Origin of the sequence: Poriferisphaera corsica (assembly GCF_007747445.1) — a bacterium.
Lineage (GTDB): Bacteria > Planctomycetota > Phycisphaerae > Phycisphaerales > Phycisphaeraceae > Poriferisphaera > Poriferisphaera corsica.
Window position 1 is genome coordinate 3,653,310 of the sequence record NZ_CP036425.1, and the last position, 17,928, is coordinate 3,671,237.

16 protein-coding genes and 2 tRNA genes are annotated in these 17,928 nt (G+C 51.3%); 13 read left to right on the forward strand and 5 right to left on the reverse strand.

The window, feature by feature from the left end:
- Window positions 1-3 precede the first annotated feature (3 nt).
- Entirely contained in the window at window positions 4-540 is a 537-nt protein-coding gene (locus tag KS4_RS14905; protein ID WP_145079888.1) for a hypothetical protein, read from the reverse strand.
- 179 nt (window positions 541-719) lie between these two features.
- On the opposite strand from KS4_RS14905, the gene KS4_RS14910 reads away from it, so the two are divergent.
- Together KS4_RS14910 and KS4_RS14915 are read left to right on the forward strand one after the other, a co-directional pair.
- The gene (locus tag KS4_RS14910) at window positions 720-1,136 is read left to right on the forward strand and encodes a hypothetical protein (protein ID WP_145079891.1); all 417 of its coding nucleotides are present in this window, start codon (window positions 720-722) and stop codon (window positions 1,134-1,136) included.
- Between the two features lie 54 nt (window positions 1,137-1,190).
- Window positions 1,191-2,180 carry a UDP-glucuronic acid decarboxylase family protein gene (locus KS4_RS14915; RefSeq protein WP_234698815.1) on the forward strand — a complete coding sequence of 330 codons (990 nt, stop codon included), beginning with the start codon at window positions 1,191-1,193 and terminating at the stop codon, window positions 2,178-2,180.
- A 6-nt stretch (window positions 2,181-2,186) separates the two neighbouring features.
- Here the strand turns inward: KS4_RS14915 and KS4_RS18045 are convergent, their stop codons facing one another.
- Window positions 2,187-2,321, reverse strand: coding sequence for a hypothetical protein (locus KS4_RS18045; protein WP_261341876.1), 135 nt, complete (start codon window positions 2,319-2,321; stop codon window positions 2,187-2,189).
- Window positions 2,322-2,413: 92 nt separating this feature from the next.
- Here KS4_RS18045 and KS4_RS14920 point away from each other — a divergent pair, with 92 nt between their 5' ends.
- Complete coding sequence (locus tag KS4_RS14920; RefSeq protein ID WP_145079894.1) at window positions 2,414-3,247, forward strand: SDR family NAD(P)-dependent oxidoreductase; 834 nt, start codon at window positions 2,414-2,416, stop codon at window positions 3,245-3,247.
- Window positions 3,248-3,270: 23 nt separating this feature from the next.
- Here KS4_RS14920 and KS4_RS14925 read toward each other — a convergent pair whose 3' ends face one another.
- Window positions 3,271-3,900: a hypothetical protein gene (locus KS4_RS14925; RefSeq protein WP_145079897.1), complete on the reverse strand. Its 630-nt coding sequence runs from the start codon at window positions 3,898-3,900 to the stop codon at window positions 3,271-3,273.
- A gap of 237 nt (window positions 3,901-4,137) precedes the next feature.
- On the opposite strand from KS4_RS14925, the gene KS4_RS14930 reads away from it, so the two are divergent.
- The gene (locus KS4_RS14930) at window positions 4,138-4,593 is read left to right on the forward strand and encodes an SRPBCC family protein (protein ID WP_145079900.1); all 456 of its coding nucleotides are present in this window, start codon (window positions 4,138-4,140) and stop codon (window positions 4,591-4,593) included.
- A gap of 63 nt (window positions 4,594-4,656) precedes the next feature.
- Window positions 4,657-4,956 carry a 4a-hydroxytetrahydrobiopterin dehydratase gene (locus KS4_RS14935; RefSeq protein ID WP_145079903.1) on the forward strand — a complete coding sequence of 100 codons (300 nt, stop codon included), beginning with the start codon at window positions 4,657-4,659 and terminating at the stop codon, window positions 4,954-4,956.
- Window positions 4,957-4,978: 22 nt separating this feature from the next.
- Here the strand turns inward: KS4_RS14935 and KS4_RS14940 are convergent, their stop codons facing one another.
- Complete coding sequence (locus KS4_RS14940; RefSeq protein WP_145079906.1) at window positions 4,979-5,905, reverse strand: hypothetical protein; 927 nt, start codon at window positions 5,903-5,905, stop codon at window positions 4,979-4,981.
- A 179-nt stretch (window positions 5,906-6,084) separates the two neighbouring features.
- Between KS4_RS14940 and KS4_RS14945 the strand changes: the two genes are divergently transcribed.
- The 6 genes from KS4_RS14945 (at window position 6,085) to KS4_RS14970 (ending at window position 14,556) form a co-directional block, all read left to right on the forward strand.
- Entirely contained in the window at window positions 6,085-7,134 is a 1,050-nt protein-coding gene (locus tag KS4_RS14945; protein ID WP_145079932.1) for a M42 family metallopeptidase, read from the forward strand.
- Between the two features lie 137 nt (window positions 7,135-7,271).
- A tRNA-Pro gene (locus KS4_RS14950) sits at window positions 7,272-7,345 on the forward strand.
- 389 nt (window positions 7,346-7,734) lie between these two features.
- On the forward strand, window positions 7,735-8,475 hold the full coding sequence (locus KS4_RS14955; RefSeq protein WP_145079935.1) for a CerR family C-terminal domain-containing protein: 741 nt from the start codon (window positions 7,735-7,737) through the stop codon (window positions 8,473-8,475).
- 83 nt (window positions 8,476-8,558) lie between these two features.
- Window positions 8,559-10,064 (forward strand): efflux transporter outer membrane subunit, encoded by a 1,506-nt coding sequence (locus KS4_RS14960; protein ID WP_145079938.1) that lies wholly within the window; start codon window positions 8,559-8,561, stop codon window positions 10,062-10,064.
- Window positions 10,065-10,129: 65 nt separating this feature from the next.
- Window positions 10,130-11,347, forward strand: coding sequence for an efflux RND transporter periplasmic adaptor subunit (locus KS4_RS14965; protein ID WP_145079942.1), 1,218 nt, complete (start codon window positions 10,130-10,132; stop codon window positions 11,345-11,347).
- Between the two features lie 56 nt (window positions 11,348-11,403).
- Window positions 11,404-14,556 (forward strand): efflux RND transporter permease subunit, encoded by a 3,153-nt coding sequence (locus tag KS4_RS14970; RefSeq protein ID WP_145079945.1) that lies wholly within the window; start codon window positions 11,404-11,406, stop codon window positions 14,554-14,556.
- Window positions 14,557-15,273: 717 nt separating this feature from the next.
- Here the strand turns inward: KS4_RS14970 and KS4_RS14975 are convergent.
- A tRNA-Val gene (locus KS4_RS14975) sits at window positions 15,274-15,347 on the reverse strand.
- 444 nt (window positions 15,348-15,791) lie between these two features.
- Here KS4_RS14975 and KS4_RS14980 point away from each other — a divergent pair.
- Entirely contained in the window at window positions 15,792-16,871 is a 1,080-nt protein-coding gene (locus KS4_RS14980) for a nucleoside recognition domain-containing protein (RefSeq protein WP_145079948.1), read from the forward strand.
- A 140-nt stretch (window positions 16,872-17,011) separates the two neighbouring features.
- Window positions 17,012-17,554, forward strand: a complete 543-nt coding sequence (locus tag KS4_RS14985; protein ID WP_145079951.1) for a spore maturation protein — start codon at window positions 17,012-17,014, stop codon at window positions 17,552-17,554.
- Window positions 17,555-17,928 lie beyond the last annotated feature (374 nt).

The window sequence follows — 17,928 nt, forward strand, 5'->3', positions numbered from 1 at the left end:
TTATCAAATAATTTCTTCTTCGCTGATCGCTGTCGGATCATATCGTTTCATATAAAACATCGAATCCGCCGCCCGCGGCCCCACCAAATGCAGCGACAACGGATAACTCGGCGGATTCTGTAAATACAGTGACATCAAATGAGTCGCTGAACGGATTTGATTATCAATATTCTTCTCCACCCGCGCTGTCTCAGCCGGATTAATGAACAGTTTCGCTGCAAAATCCCAATATGGGTCCAATCGCACCATCAATTGCCCCTCATCCCACTCAATCGGGTAACCATGAACAAACCCCTCTCCTGTGTTTGGCGGATGAAACCAATAACACACAAACTGATCCTTGGAGATTGTTGATGTATCTTGCGTGCCACCAACGAGTAAGCGTGCGTGAGACACACGAATCGGGCTCTGCCCCTTCCGCTTCTTGGCGATCCATGCATGACGCTTTTTCACGTCATAAAGCCCCACATGCGCATAATCTGTCATCAAATGATCAGTGCAGTATTCTGGATTTACATGCTTATTTGGCAATTCCGGCATATCCATATTGTAGAGAATTGCCTCAACTTCGTGAAAATCATGCTTATAACCCCTTCCGTACCTGCCTCAACTGTCCATCTACCCGCCTTCCCGATATCCTATGCCCTACAAGCACTGCATCGTCACGCATAACATGTGACCTGCTCGATTTATGACATTGACACACGGAGCCCATCCAAATGAGCGATGCCCCCATCATCACCGGCCCAGAATCCCTCGGCATACTCATCCCGCAAGACGACAACTTCGTCACACTCAAAGTTCCCGGCACGGACTACCAGATCAAACTCGTCCCCACTGGCGACATCCCAGACACCGGCAGCGAAGTCATCAACGGCATCATCCGCGCAGATGCACTTCGCATCGACGTCATCACCGCTGGCGGTAAATACATCGAACCCGTCAGCGGCCGTCCTCGCCGCATCCAAGGACGCATTACCGGCGGCGACATCGCATCAAATACACTCATCGTCAATGCTGGCGGTGCAGTCATCCACGCGAAACTCATGGACCTCCAAAAAGCATCCGATTTCATGATCGGCCAAAACGTCTCCTTCGACGTCAAAGCTGGCGCGACTTTCGAACTCTCGAAATAATCCGCAACTCATTCCGAATCCTACACCTGAAAGCTCAACACAATGTCAGAAATCATGAAACGAGTCCTCGTAACAGGCGGAGCCGGTTTCCTCGGGTCACACCTTTGTGATCGCCTCGTCAAAGCAGGCCACGACGTCATCTGCCTCGACAACTTCTTTACCAGCCAGAAATCCAACGTCGCACACCTTCTCACAGCACCCAACTTTGATCTCGTACGCCACGACGTCACACATCCCATTTGGCTCGAAGTCGACGAAATTTATAACCTCGCCTGCCCCGCTTCTCCCGTCCACTACCAATACAACCCCATCAAGACCATGAAGGTCTCCGTCATGGGCGCAATCAACATGCTCGGCCTCGCAAAACGCTGCAACGCCCGCATTTTCCAAGCCTCAACTTCCGAAGTCTACGGCGACCCCGACATCCATCCGCAACCCGAATCATACCGTGGCAACGTCAACCCTATCGGCGTTCGCTCTTGTTACGATGAAGGCAAACGCGCCGCCGAAACGCTCTTCTTCGATTACCACCGCTCAAACAATGTCGACATCCGTGTCGTCCGTATCTTCAACACCTATGGCCCACGCATGCACCCATACGACGGCCGCGTCGTCTCCAACTTCATCCTCCAAGCACTCAAGCACGAAGACATCACCATCTACGGCGACGGCTCGCAAACACGCTCATTCTGCTTCGTTGACGACCTCATCGATGGATTCCTCAAGCATATGCACGGCCCCGATAATTTCATCGGCCCAGTCAACCTCGGCAACCCCGGCGAATTCACCATCAAAGAACTCGCCGAAATGGTCATCAAGCAAACCAACTCTAACTCCAAATTAGTCTACATGCCTCTCCCTGCTGACGACCCCACACAACGCAAACCCGACATCACCCTGGCCAAGAAGCACCTTGATTGGGAACCCAAAGTCCCGCTCAGTGAAGGGCTCCAAAAAACCATCGACTACTTCGCATCACTCGACCTCCGCAAATACCGCAAACCCACCGACCACACAGCACACAAAAACTCTCAAACACAATAATCAACTTCAAACAACCAACACAAACCCGCTATTTTTACAGCGGGTTTTTTCATGCATACCAGTCCGATCAACACAATCGCCCATCATTTTGCATTCTTCGACCATCACCTCAACAATCTCACCACAAGAACTTTCAGCCATTCCCCCTTTGCATAGAATCCGCTATCCTTCCTATAAGGGGGGGGATATACGATTCTGAATCATCACGCTTTTTTCACACGCGAGCTAACCCTATGAGCATCACAACCGAACTCTTCGACCTCACCGGCAAAGTCGCACTCGTAACAGGCGGCGCCACTGGAATTGGCAAAGCCATCGCAAAAGTGTTCATCGAGCACGGCTGCAAAGTGGTTGTCGGTTCACGCACACTCGCAAATGTTGAACAAGCGGCCCAAGAACTCAACACTATCCTCGAACATTCAGATGAAATCCCCATGGCCGCAGGTGTCTCACTTGATGTCGCCGACGATGACTCTGTTCAAAAAGCTGTCGATTTCGCCATCGACACGTTCGGTTCTCTCGACATCTTGGTGAATTCCGCCGGCATTATGTGCAAGAAACCAACCGCCGATCTAAGCGCTGATGAGATGAACAATCTTTACAACATCCACGTCACCGGCTCACTCCGCGCCTCACAAGCCGCCGCTCACATCTTCCGCGAACAACACGCAGGCTGCATCATCAACATCGCTTCTGTCGCTTCTTACTGTTCGCTCACTGAAGTCACCGCATACGCTTCAGCCAAATCCGCAACCATGGGCCTTACCCGAAGCCTCGCGAACGAATGGGCCAAGTACGGCATCCGCACAAACGGCATCGCCCCCGGATTCGTTCCCACCGATATCAATCGCAAAATGATCGAGGGTACAGATCGCGGCCGCCGCATCATCGAGAACACACCCATGGCCCGTTTCGGCACAAGCGACGAAATCGCTGGCGCAGCCGTCTATCTTGCAAGCCGTGCAGGTCAATTCGTCAACGGCCACACCATCGTCGTAGACGGCGGCTACCTCGCCTGCGGCATCGGCGATACATTCGCACCTTGGGCTCAACCCAGCGAAGCCTAATCAGACAATATTAAACCTTCATCTTAAAACGTCGGGACATGATGGGCCGGTATCTCGCACCCACACTCTGGGCAAGATGGCCCATGCGAACCTCGCAGATCATACCCACACTGCTTGCACTTCGTGTATGGCTGCCTCGCGGCTTCAATCCAACCCTTGATCTGTTCAATCTGTCGTGGTGATAAATCCGAATATCTCACGCGTAAAACATGTCCTGATAAAAACAGATGCAGCACCAGCCGCCGCCGCTGCCAGCTATACCCAACCTGCCACCACGGATAAAATAGCTGCGCCTCTCCTGTCTGCATAAACCGAACTCCATGCCGGTTGATCGAGATCTCTTGTGTGTACCCATCTCCAAACCGTGCATGATCCGTCGCAACCTGTACACGATACCGTCGATACCGATAAACATAGATCGCGCCTAACGCCATCGCCACACTTACTGCGACGATCCCTCCCACGCTTCCCAGCCACATCGATTCCCACGCCAGCATCTGCCTCACACCCCACATCACCGGCATCAATCCTATCAAGCCAATAGACAACAACACAATCAGCGACTGCGATCGTGCCGCTAAAAAACCATGCCGTTGCGATGAGAGCCAACCCGCCTTCAGGTCTACCCGCCTATGGAAGGTAACACGTTCCATATCCCATCAATCGGCTAGTTACACAAACCAAAAAACCTCCCCACACGTTAGGATTTTCACCCCCCAATCACCAAAACTCCAAAACCCCGCGCACACACAATCCAAACCTCCTACTCACAAAAACCCTTGATATCCAAACAAAAAAACCTCATCATAAAGCATGACAAATCGAGATTTTCAGACAGTTTCGTCCGTACTCATTACTTTTCAGGAATCGCAACCATCGCTGCCAATGAAATGAACATCCAGACCGTTATCTCCGCACCGATCGAAACCTGTTTCGAACTCGCATGTAATGTCGATTTTCACAAATCTCTCGACACAAATTCAGAACGCATTATCGGCGGCAAAACATCCGGCATGCTCCAGATCGACGACCAAATCACTTGGGAATCCACCCATTTCGGCATCAAGCAGAAATTTGTCTCGAAAATCACAGCACTCACATCACCCACTCACCTACAGGATGTCATGGTCGAAGGTGCTTTTAAATCCTATACCCACGATCATTATTTTGAGAAAATCGACGACATCCACACCCGCATGAACGATATCATCCAGTACGAAGTCCCCATGTGGGCCATCGGCCGACTCATGGAAATCGGCTTCATGAACAAATACCTGCACAACCTCATCGAATCTCGCTGCAACGCAATCAAAGAAAAAGCCGAACAAATCGCACGCAAACAATAACGTAACAAATTCACAACGATATAAACCTACCGCCTACGCAATAACACTCATGGAGAATTCGACATGCCCAACCCACTAAACGAAAAAGAAATCAGCGAAGCCCTCACCCACCTCCCCGGCTGGTCATATGATGATTCAAAGATCACCAAAAAATATCACTTCAAACACTTTAAAGAAGCGATGTCCTTCATCATACGTGTTGGTTTCGAAGCAGAAGCCGCTAATCACCACCCCACAATCAAGAACACTTACAACATCGTCAAGATATCACTCAATACACACGACGCTGACAATAAAGTCACTAACCACGACATAGATCTCGCTAAAACGATTGAGCACTTCTGCTGGACAGATAAAGCCTAACCATCCATTAGCCTCAACAAATTTAGTACTTCACCACAGCTTCGCGCACAAATGCCTGAGCTGTTTTCTTTTGCTCCCGGTAGGTCTGGCCATCTTGCACACGAATCGCCAATTCAACATCCCCATTCACAACTCGCACACCCTCAACACTCACCATCCGACCATGTTTAATCTTGATCGCCGGCCGAATTTCCAAATGACTTAATTCATCCAACATCGCCTCAACTTCACGCAGCTTATCTTCATATCGACCACCATGCTTTCTCGCCAACTTAGCCGCTTTCTCTGCTGGCACAGGTAATCGCCCCGCATCCACCGCATCCATCTCCAACACCACAACCCCATCTCGCCGAATCGTATAGCCCATATCCACCGTGAAATTCTGTGTCAGCCGCTCACCCACATAATCAAACGTCACCTGCACACGTTCACTCCCCACTTCTAACAGCGGATTTGTCACCTCGCGTGGCATCCGATAGCCATGCTTCTTGAGTATCCCATCCAACTCCTCCTCCACCAGCATATTGACCTGCCGCTGCGTTAACTTGATCCGCTCCACTCGATCAACGCGCTTATCCTTAGCAATATCGTTTTCTGTACCACCGTTCAACACCACATCTCGTATCGCCTTCAACTGCCCCGCATCATCTTTCCGAATAGCATCATCGTCATCCTCAGTTACCGCATTACGCACCACCTGTTGATGTTCATCTATATCCGACAAACAGATCGCTTCGATTGTCTTCTTTAACTTCTCTGCATGCTCAAGTCGCTGCTCACGAGGCTGATCCGCAAGATACACCTTATACGCCGTATACCGCGCAGGCTCACTCCGCAACAACATATACCCCACAGTTAATGCCACACACAACATCAACGCAAAACTCACCACACCACGTGATATCCACCACCACAACCCTCTTCGCTTCCCTGGATCATGCCTGTTCATACGAACCTCCATTTCATTACCAAACCAATTAACCGATACACACCCCCCATCACCAAACAAACTTCTCAGCAAACCATCCCCACCCCGTCAACCTGTAACGATCACAACGCTTAGCGAATCTCTTCTTGTACACCACACAAAACACTGGCAAACCAGTCGCGTAGCGATATATTGTTGTGATGAATACCCAACTACTTGAACAACTGACCACAACCGCCGGCGTCGCAGGCCGCGAACACCGCATCCGCCAATTCATCCTCGATCAATCCGCCAATATCTTCGACGAAACCCACGTCGACAACCTCGGCAACCTCCACGGTATCATCAAACCAAAATCCTCCTCATCCACACCTCCTCAGAAAATCATGATCGCTGCACACATGGACCAAATCGGCTTCTTCGTCCGATTCATCGACTCCAAAGGCCTCATCTATCTCCAACCCGTCGGCGGCTTCGACCCACGCAACCTCTTTGCCCGCACCGTCACTATCTGCCCCGACGTCAACGATCCAACCAAAGATGTCATCGGCGTCATGAACCCCGCAGGCAAACCCATCCACATCGCCGACGAAGCCGACAAAAAGAAAATCCCCGATGTCTCCGAGTTCATCGTCGACACCGGCCTCACCCCCGAAGATGTCAACAAACAAATCAAAATCGGCGACATGGTCGTACTCAACGCACCACTCCTCGAAATCGGCGACCTCATTACCGCACAATGTCTCGACAACCGCGTCTCCGCATACATTGCCATCCAAGCCCTCAGCCAAATCAAAAACAACGCCTGTGAAATCCACATGGTTTTCACCGTCCAAGAAGAAGTCGGCCTCCGCGGCGCAGGCCCCGCAACCACCATCATCAAACCCGACATCGGCATCTGCCTCGACACCACTATCTGCTGCGACCTCCCCGGCGTCCCCGAAAAAGACCGCGCCTCCGTCCTCGGACAAGGCATCGGGCTCAACGTCATGGACGGCGCCGCCATCGTCGACCACGAACTCATGGAACACTTCGCCTCACTCGCCGAAAAACACAGCATCAAAGCCCAACGCACCATGCTGTACCGCGGCGGCACTGATGCCGGCACCATGCAACGCGCCCACCAAGGCTTCCGCATCATGACACTCCTCACACCCGTCAAACATATCCACACCGTTACCGAAACCATTCACCGAGACGACGTCGAGTCAGCCATCCAGCTCCTCACCGTCTACCTCGAATCCGCCTAATCCCAGCCAAACCTTATTTTTACCCCACATACCCACAATCACCTCACCCCAAACGGGGAAAAATCAGGCGACTTTTCAGCCTCTATTGGCCAAATTGGAGCTTTACTCAGGTTTTGCTATAATTCTCGCTCACCCAACGGGGTGTAGCTCAGCTTGGCAGAGCGCCTGGTTTGGGACCAGGAGGCCGTAGGTTCAAATCCTATCACCCCGATTAACAAAAACAGCCCACCAAACGGTGGGCTGTTTTTGTTAGTTGAAATCGATTGGCTCACGTCGAAAGCATCATCTTATCACTCGCGATTGCAAAAGCTTAAGACTACAAGCAAGTAAAGACACCTCCCCACTTTCTCCTCACACGCCCTTATATTCTTTCCTTCATCTCCCGTGTTCTTAAATTTAGAACATTTTTCACACCATAAAACTTGCCTAGTTGTCGCATAAATGGGAATTAACGAATCTCATTTAAATCTTATCTCATTTCGTAAACGTATATAAATAAACGTTTAAAACGATTTCCACCTCTCTAATCTCTAAACAAAACTTACAGAATACAATCAAACGTTCTTTTCAAATAAGCATTTGAATTGTATATTTGAATTTATGCGACTCGATCCCTACCAAACCGACCACACTGACAACTCTAAAAGCGCCTGTTCCACAGGGCCCATCAAGTTCGATCGCCCCGAACCAGAAATCAATACCGATTCACCAACCAAAGATCGCCTCCTTCTCGCCGCTTGTCACATCTTCTCTAAAAATGGCTACCACGAAGCCACCATCTCTGAGATCTGCCAACTCGCACAAGCCAATATCGCCGCTGTCAATTACCACTTCCGCGACAAACAAACCCTATATGTCCAAACCATCAGGCACGCATTCGATATCACCGCAAAAAAATACCACCCCAACGGCAACCTCCCCGACTCCGCCCCCCCCGAAGATCGCCTCGCCGCCCGTATCAATGCCATCGTTCGCCCATCATTCGACCCCGGCCCTGCCGGATACATCAAAGAACTTTTCGCATGGGAAATGGGATACCCCACCGGACTCTTCGGCCAGTTCATCAAAGAAGGAATCGAACCACTCAAAAAGCAATTCCACAAAATGCTCCGAGAACTACTCGGCCCAAACGCCACCGATGACGATGTTCACTTTTGCGCCTTCAGCATCATCAGCCAATGCCACTCCCCCCTACTACGCATGCACGTTCGCAAAACCCTCATCAAATACCAACCCAGCGTCGCCGAAGTCGAGGCCCTTATCGACCACATCGTCAGCTTCTCACTCGCAGGCATCGCGAGTCGCAGAAAGCTCATCGAAGAAAGACAAATCGATAATTAATTCGCAATAAACCAACTAACCGCACGTTAGACATAATCCAACACTCCCTCACCCACACCACACAAAGCATCGGAAGAACAACAATGCAGCCTACCAAACAAACAACACGCAAACGCACATCATCGGCCGTCCGTATACTCCTGTGCACCCCCCTTCTCTCACTTACCGCATGCAACTTCACACCACCCATTGATGACTCTCCCATCCCACTCCCAGACACTTATACGCAACTAGACCCAAACGTGAACTACGCTGAAGCGCCAACACCGCTCCCCGCTCGCTGGTGGCAATCCTTCAACGATCCCAATCTTAGCGCCCTCATCGAAGAAGCACTAACACACAACTTCACCATCAAATCCGCATGGGCACGCATCGACCAAGCCCGCGCCGCCGCCGCGCAAACCGGCGCCGCATCCTATCCCTCTGTAGACTTCACCAACCGCAACAGCCGCACGCGTAACGAAGTCAATTCTCCATCAAACCCAGGCATGCCCGCCTCCACAACCTACTCAACATCCCTCTCCCTCGGCCTCGCCGCTTCCTACGAAGTCGATCTCTGGGGCCGTATCAAAACACAACAACAAGCCGCCATCGCCGAACTCAACGCCACCGAACTCGACCTCCAGTCCGCAGCCACCACCCTCGCCGCAAACATCGCCAATGCCTGGTATCAACTCATCGACCAGCAACAACAACGCCGAATCCTCAACCAGCAAATCGAACTCAACAACAAACACCTCCAAGTACTCGAAGCCCGCTTCGCCGTCGGCCAGGCCGGCGCTCCCGATATTCTCCAGCAAAAACAACTCATCGAATCCAACAACGCTTCGCTCTTCCAAGTTGATTCACAAATCACCGTCCTCCAAAATCAACTCGCCATCCTCCTCGGCAACCCACCCACACTCGAAAACACAACCTTCAAAACCCCCAAAAACCTCCCCGGGCTTCCCGCACTCCCCGACACTGGTGTCCCCGCAAACATCCTCAACAATCGCCCCGACGTTCACGCCGCATTCATCCGCCTGCAGGCGTCGAACTACCGCATCGCTACCGCCATCGCCGACAAGCTCCCCAAACTCTCACTCTCACTCTCCGCAACAACTGAATCCACCAACCTCCAAGACCTCTTCGATAATTGGCTCGCCACCATCGCCGCCAACATCTCCGCACCCATCTTTGATGCCGGCCGACGTGAAGCCGAAGTCGATCGCCAAAAAGCACTCACCGATGTCGCCTACAACACCTACTCACAAACCATCCTCACCGCACTCCAAGACATCGAGAACGCCCTCGCCCAAGAACGCAATCAAACCAAATATCTTGCTTCACTCAAAACACAACTCGATATCGCCTCAAATGTCGAAGAGGAAGTCCGCAACAACTACTACAAAGGCAACGCCGATTTCCTTCGCGTACTCTCTGCCCAGCAATCCACACAAACCCTCCAACGCCAAGTCTCTACCGCACACCAAAACCTCCTCGCATTCCGTGTCGCCCTCTGCCGCGCCCTCGCTGGCAATATCGAACTAGAACAACCTCAACCCACGCAAACGCAAACCACTCAAACCACACCCGCAGATAAGTCTTGAACAGCAACAACAAAAATAACATCAATAAGAATAACAACCGACGGATTAAGAACCGGAGCTCTCGGATGACAACTGAAACAACAACACAGCCCACCAAACCACTCAAACGCCGCAAGAACGCACTTCAAAAAACCCTCGCGTTCAGCATCAACACCATCATTGCACTCGCCATCATCGCCGCTGGCGCACTCATCACCCAATACCTCTTCCTCACCGCACCACAAGCCGACAAGAAACCGCGTGACCCACAACCCGCCCTTATACGCACCGCTGTACTCAACCCCATCGATTACCAAGTCCGCATCGAAGCTTTCGGCTCCGCCGAGGCCGCACGCACCATCAATCTTCAACCACAAATTTCAGGCATCATCACCACCATTACCCCAAACCTCACACCCGGTGGATACCTCGAACACAATCAAACACTCATCACCATCGATCCCGCTGACTACGAAATCACACGCGCCGCACGACAAGCCGATCTCGCGAAAGCCCAAGCCAGCCTCGACATCGAACTCGGCAAGCAAAACCTCGCCAAACGCGAATATCAACTTCTCGGCAAATCAGCCTCCGAAGAAGACCTCAAACTCATCCTACGTGAACCTCAACTCAAAACTGCACAAGCCAACCTCGAAACTGCACAATCTGCGCTCGACTCCGCAGAGCTCGACCTTCAGCGCACCACCCTGACTGCCCCTTTCAACGCTGTTGTCAAAGAAAAACTCACCGACATCGGTGCCGTTGCCTCACCTAACTCACCGATAGCCTCCCTTATCGGCACAGACGAATTCTATATCCGCCTCCTCGTCCCGACCCGCGATCTCAGTTGGATCTTCCAAGGCAACAATGCTACCCCCAACGTCACCATCTCTAACAACTTCGCTTGGGGCGAACGCACACGCACCGCAAAAATCAAGCACCTCACCACTGAACTAGACAGCGGCGCACGCATGGCACAAATCCTCGTTTCCGTCAATGACCCGCTCTCACTCAAACCACAAAACGAAAACGCTCCAGCCCTCCTTCTCGGCATGTACACCCGCAACATCATCGACGGCCCAATCCTCTCCGACGTCTACACCATCCCAACAGCGGCCCTCCATGACAACAACACCATCTGGATTCTCACCCCAGAGAACACACTCGATATCCGCACCATCACACCCATCTGGAAAGATAAACAGCAAACCGTCACACGCACCAATATCCAACCTGGTGAGCAACTCATCGTCTCTCAAATCATCACCCCGGTACAAGACATGAAACTCAAACTCACGCAATAAGCTTTATCACGCATCACACTTAATCTCTAATCAACCACTGCATCGAGATCTCAACCATGAGCAAACCCCAACTCAATGATCAAAATAAACGCGGCCCCATCGCCTGGATGTCACACAACCCCGTCGCGGCAAACCTCATCATGTTCGTCCTCCTCCTCGGCGGCATCGTCTTCATCTTCAACTCAAAACAAGAAATCTTCCCAGAATTCGACATCGACCTCGTCAGTACCAACATCATGTACCCCGGTGCTTCCCCCGAAGAAGTCGAAAACGGCATCGTCCTCGTTGTTGAAGAAGCCATCCGCGGCGTCGACGGCATCGAAGAAGTTACCTCCACCGCAGGCGAAAACTACGCCCACGTCATGGCCGAAGTCCTCATCACCGCCGACGTTCAACAGGTCTACCAGGACATCAAATCAGCTGTCGATCGTATAACCACACTACCCGAAGATGCCGAGCGTCCCGAGATTTCAATCATCTCTCTCAAAAATCGCGTCCTCGACGTCATCGTCTCCGGCGATGTTACCGAAAAACAACTCCGTGAAACCACCGAACAAATTCGCTACAAACTCCTCGAATCCCCCGGCATCACACAAGTCGAACTCGGTTGGACTAAACCCCTCGAAATCGCCATTGAAATCCCACAAGACACACTCCGTTCTTACAACCTCACACTTGACCAGGTTGCCGCACGCATCAAGCAATCCGCTATCGAACTACCCGGTGGCTCTATCAAAACCGCTGCCGGTGAAATCCTTCTTCGCATGGATGAGCGACGCGATTACGGCTCAGAATTCCATGAAATCCCAATCATCACCACACCCAACGGCACGATCCTTAAACTCAAGGATATCGCCATCATCAAAGATGAATTCTCTGACATTGATCAAACTTTCATCCTTGATGGCAACCCCGCACTCGCCATCACCGTCTACCGCGTAGGCAACGAAACCCCCATCGGTATCTCCGATGCTGTCAAAACACAGATCGTCGAAATCGAAAAAACACTACCCGTCGGCATGAACCTTTCAATCACCGAAGACATGTCCGTTATCCTCAAACAGCGCATCAACCTACTCCTGCGCAACGCATGCATCGGACTCGCGCTCGTCTTCGGACTCCTCGGCCTCTTCCTCGAAGTTCGCCTCGCCTTCTGGGTCATGATGGGCATCCCCATCTCATTCCTCGGCTCATTCCTCTTCCTCCCTGCTGGCGACATCTCCATCAACATGATCTCGCTCTTCGCATTCATCATCGCGCTTGGCATCGTCGTCGATGACGCCATCGTCGTTGGCGAATCCGTCTACGAATACCACCAACAAGGCCTCCCCTTCCAAGACGCCGCCATCAAAGGTGCACGCGACATCGCCGTCCCCATCACCTTCTCCGTACTCACCAACATCGTCGCCTTCATCCCCATGGCCCTCGTTCCCGGCCCTATGGGTAAAATGTTCCGTGTTATCCCATTCGTCGTGATCTCCGTCTTTGCCATCTCACTCTTCGAATCCCTCTACATCCTACCCGCCCACCTCGCCCACCAAAGAGAAGGCGCTCGCACACGCTTCGGCAAAAAATTCCACGCACTACAACAATCCTTCAGTCACGCTTTCGTACGCACCGTCAAAACGGTCTATCACCCATTCATCAAACTCTGCCTCAACACCCGCTACATCATCCTCGCCATCAGCATCGCAACACTCTTCATCCTCTTCGGTGTCATCGGCAGTAAACGTGTCGCCATCACATTCATGCCTCGCGTTGAATCCGATGTCGCTCAAGCCGTTGCCGTCCTGCCCTACGGATCACCCATCGAATCTTCCGAAGTCATACTCGACCAGATCGTCCAAGCCGCAAACGATATCGTCAATGAAAACGGCGCTGAGCAACTCCTCGTCGGCTCCCGCGCTATGATCGCTAACGCAAATGAAATCACCGTCATCATCGAACTCACCGACGCCGATACGCGCCCCATCACAACCGAAAAATTCACCGAACTCTGGCGCCAGCGTGTCGGCACCATCCCCGGACTTGAATCACTCACTTTCGCATTCGACCTTCGCGGCCCCGGCGCCGGCAAATCACTCTCTGTCCAACTTTCCCACAGTAACCTTGAAATCTTACGCAAAGCATCCGCTGAACTCGCTCAAGCCATCGAAGAATTCCCCGTTGCCTCAGGCATCAATGACGGCTTCCTCCCCGGTAAATCACAGCTCTCCTTTACCATGACACCCCAAGGACAAGCCGTCGGCCTAACCTCTTCCAACGTCGCAAGACAAGTCCGCAACGCCTTCTATGGCTCCGAAGTCCTCCGACAACAACGTGGTCGCAACGAAATCAAAGTCATGGTTCGCCTCCCCGAATCTGAACGCATATCTATTACGCGATTAGATTCACTCCTGCTCCGCACGCCTCAAGGCAACGAGATCCCACTCCAAGAAGCGGTCAATATCTCAACCTCGCGTGCCTACACAACCATCGACCGTAAAGATGGGCACCGCATCATCACCGTGACCTCAAATGTCTCACCCGACTCAGAAACATCTAAAATCATTGACTCACTCCTCGAAACCACACTCCCCTCACTCACGCAACACTACCCCGGCCTCACCTACTCCTTCGACGGCCGCGAACAAGACCGCCAAGAATCCATGCAAGCCCTCGGCTTAGGCTTCATCCTCGCCGTCTTCTGTATCTACGCGCTGCTCGCCATACCCTTTAAATCATACCTCCAACCACTCATCATCATGGCTGCCATACCCTTCGGCATCGTCGGCGCCGTCATCGGACACATCATCATGTCCTATGACCTCTCTCTCATGTCTATGATGGGCATCGTCGCCCTCTCCGGCGTCGTCGTCAACGACTCACTCGTACTCATACACACCGCCAACCAACTCCACAAACAAGGTTATTCCGCATACGACGCCGTCTGCTATGCTGGCATTAGACGCTTCCGCCCTATCCTCCTCACCACCCTCACCACCTTCTTCGGCCTCGCCCCTATGATCTTCGAAACCTCAATCCAAGCCAAATTCCTCATCCCCATGGCCATCTCCCTCGGCTTTGGTATCCTCTTTGCAACACTCATCTCCCTCATCCTCGTCCCTTGCCTTTTCCTCATCATCGAAGACCTCAAAGACCTCTTCCTCGGCAAACCGGTCGGCGAACTGCACGACGAAACCAAACTCGAGGAACTCCTTGCCAACTAACCGTAAGTTAGATACAACCCATAAAAAAAACCGCGACTCACCAGCCGCGGTTTTTTCTTATCGATCAATACTCTCATCAAACACTTCAATCTCCGCCAAACTCTCAAATTCACCGACCTCAACCAGCAATTCTCTTACCCGTTACCCCAAATCCACATACCTCTTCTTCGCCGCATATATCACCAACATATTGAAATTGAAAATCTATTAAAGCCAATTGCGTGAATATCTGGAACATCTGAAAGTGAGGTCATTCGGCAGCCGATCTCCGTGATGGCGACTATTTACTGTCACGACCGACGCTCCAACATTCTTGGTGTATTCGAAAATCGCGCTGGAATGCGCACAAACGCGCCTTTGCCTTAATTCTCACTGACGCGGAAAATTCAGTTAGCGCACGGTTATCACTCAAAACTTGTCGAACTTTGCCGTTTCTCACCATTTCTGATCCATTTTAACTACAGGTAAATACCTAATTTTGAATATTTGTGCGCACAAACCCGCCGCAAACCTCCAATATTCACCACTTTTGTGCGCGCAAAAACCGCCATTTAACGCGCTAACAACCCCGCAAATCTGCGCACAATCCATCCCCACCACCCTGCTCTGTTCCGTCTTTTCTTCCCTTCTCATCACCACCCTCCCCCCCTTTTTTCCCCATTCCCCATCTAACGCGCACAAAAAAACTCACCAAATATCGGTGAGCTTTCTAATTAATGGACCATACTGGACTTGAACCAGTGACCTCCTCGATGTCAACGAGGCGCGCTAGCCAACTGCGCCAATGGTCCGTCTCATTTGAGGCTCAAGAGTATACACCCACTCCGCTTTGTTGCCAACCTTTGATGCCTTGCCCACATATTCACGAGTTTTACACAGCCCCACATATTCAACTGCAAATATTTGTATATAAATCACTTACAATTCAACACCTGCGACACTTTTCACCGCCTTTCTGCACGACAGTCGCATTGAAATCCCAGCCTTTTGAGCAATTGATCGTTGACACCAACACCCTCAAAGTGTTATATAAAACTATATAAGCCGTGTATCTGCTCGGCGTTATAACCTACGGTGTGACAAAAACCTGCGCCGCTTTAATCGCCTTATCCTTCGGCCAGGACACTTAACGCTCAACAATCATCCAGGCGAACCTCACGGCTCGCCTCGCTGCATTTATAACTCGCGTTACCAGCGTCACTTAATCAACTTCTTGGTTTAAGCATGGATATTCTATGAACTACGTTTGGGCAGCCCTAATCATCGTGAGTCTCGGTTTCGCCATATGGGCCGATGCTGGCGACATCGCCTCCGACAAGTACCGAAACAAAGCTCCCTTCCCCATTAATATCGAAATGGTCGACCGCGATCTCGACAATGGGCCCCAGGACGCCACCGTTTCGATCGATGCGGAAGCATACATGGCCTTTTATAAGCTCGATCAGGGTATGGAGAAAACACAAAGGCAAGACGCACTCAAGCAATTGCAAACTGTTTTCAACAAACCATTTAAAGGCAAAATTTCCAAAACTGAAAGCGGTGCAATCGAATTACGATTCGCGCTCAACAGCACCAAACTGCCCGAGCCCATGGCCACCGTCTATAAAGACAACAAAACGAAAAACGGCGACTTCCTCGCCAAAATCGACAAACTCCCCGAAACCGCTGCTGGCCTAGCAACGCTCAACCTTGCCCCAAGCCGCTTCTTGAGCATCAAATCGATCACCGATGCTGCTTTCGACTTCGCAGACGTGGCAGTCACCATCTCACTCGGCCTCATCGGCGTGCTAGCACTCTGGCTGGGCTTAATGAACATTGCAGATAAAGCGGGCCTGATCAATGCGTTCTGCAAATTGATCTCCCCGGTTTTGCGACCACTTTTCCCTGAAGTTCCCAAAGGGCATCCAGCATATGGGATGCTAGCCTTGGCTTGTGCAGCGAATGCATTAGGTACGGGCAATGCAGCAACGCCAATGGGCATCAAGGCGATGGAAGAGCTACAAAAACTGAGCAAGAAAAAAGACACAGCGACCAACTCAATGGTCATGTTGCTGGCCATGAGTACGGCAAGTTTACAGATCACGCCATCGGCTACGCTGCTTGCGGTGCTGGGCGTGGCGGCGGCGGACCTGCTGGTTGCGATCTTAATCGTGACTGCGATTTCGGCGGTAATTGCGATTATCACAGCACGGTTGATGAGTAAGCTGCCGATGTTCGCGAAGACAAACCCGGGCCACATTGACTGGAAGCCGGGCGATGATGATGAGGGAACGCCTCTGGTCAAGGAAAAGAAGAAAGAAAGTGTGTCAGTCTAATTGACGATTAGAAGGCTGGCTTGCTTGAAAATTGAAGCAAGAAGAACGAGATGAGGGATACAGGGGATACAGAGTGAGGCGGGGGGGGGAGGGGGATTAGATCCGAGTGATGCTGACGAACGTCAGAGGAAAATAAAAAGATGGAAGCAATTAAAGAACTCATGAACATGGCATCCTTGTTTATCATCCCAGCGATGCTGCTGTTCATTCCGCTGTATGGTTTGTTCAAGCGCGTGCCGGTGTATGAGGTGTTTGTTGAAGGAGCGAAGGAGGGGTTTGATATCGCAGTGATGATCATTCCGTATTTGATTGCGATTTTGTTTGCGATCGGGATGTTTAGGGCAAGTGGCGCGATGGCTTTTTTAATGGACGGCTTGCGGCCGGCACTTTCGTTTGTGGGGATTCCGCCAGAGATATTGCCGATGGCAATCGCGCGGCCCTTAACGGGTTCTGGCGCGACCGCGATCTTGGTGGATATCGTGAATGAGAACGGGCCAGAGAGTTTGATCTCACGGATGGCGGCGGTCATTTCCGGTTCAACCGAAACAACGTTTTATGTGATCGCGGTATACTTTGGCGCGATTGGCGTAAAGAAGATTCGCCATGCTTTGGTGGTTGGCTTGATTGCTGATGTGACCGCAATTCTGCTTGCCATTTATGTTGTGAAATGGCTGTTTGGTTAAAATTGTTTTGATTATGAATATTGTTAACCCGCTTCTGGCGGGTTTTTTATTTGGATAAGCTTTCAGGTTTTAAATTACATATGGCGGGCAGAGACAGAGTAGAGGATGGTAGCGGAAGAGAGAGGGAGAGAGAAAAAGAGGGGGGGGGGATTGATGATGGACGGCGAAGTGTAAAAAATACAAAACCCGCATAGCGTGGCGGGTTTGACAGGCGGAACACTAAATTTGGAAATATCTAGATCGCCTTGCGTTATTATCTACTTGGTGACCTGTGTGTCGTTATATAAAAAGTCTATTTACATAGGCCCGCTGCTAATTGGGGCGTTGAGTTGGTATCGCAATTAATCACGCAAACTGTTCTAACTTAAATTTTA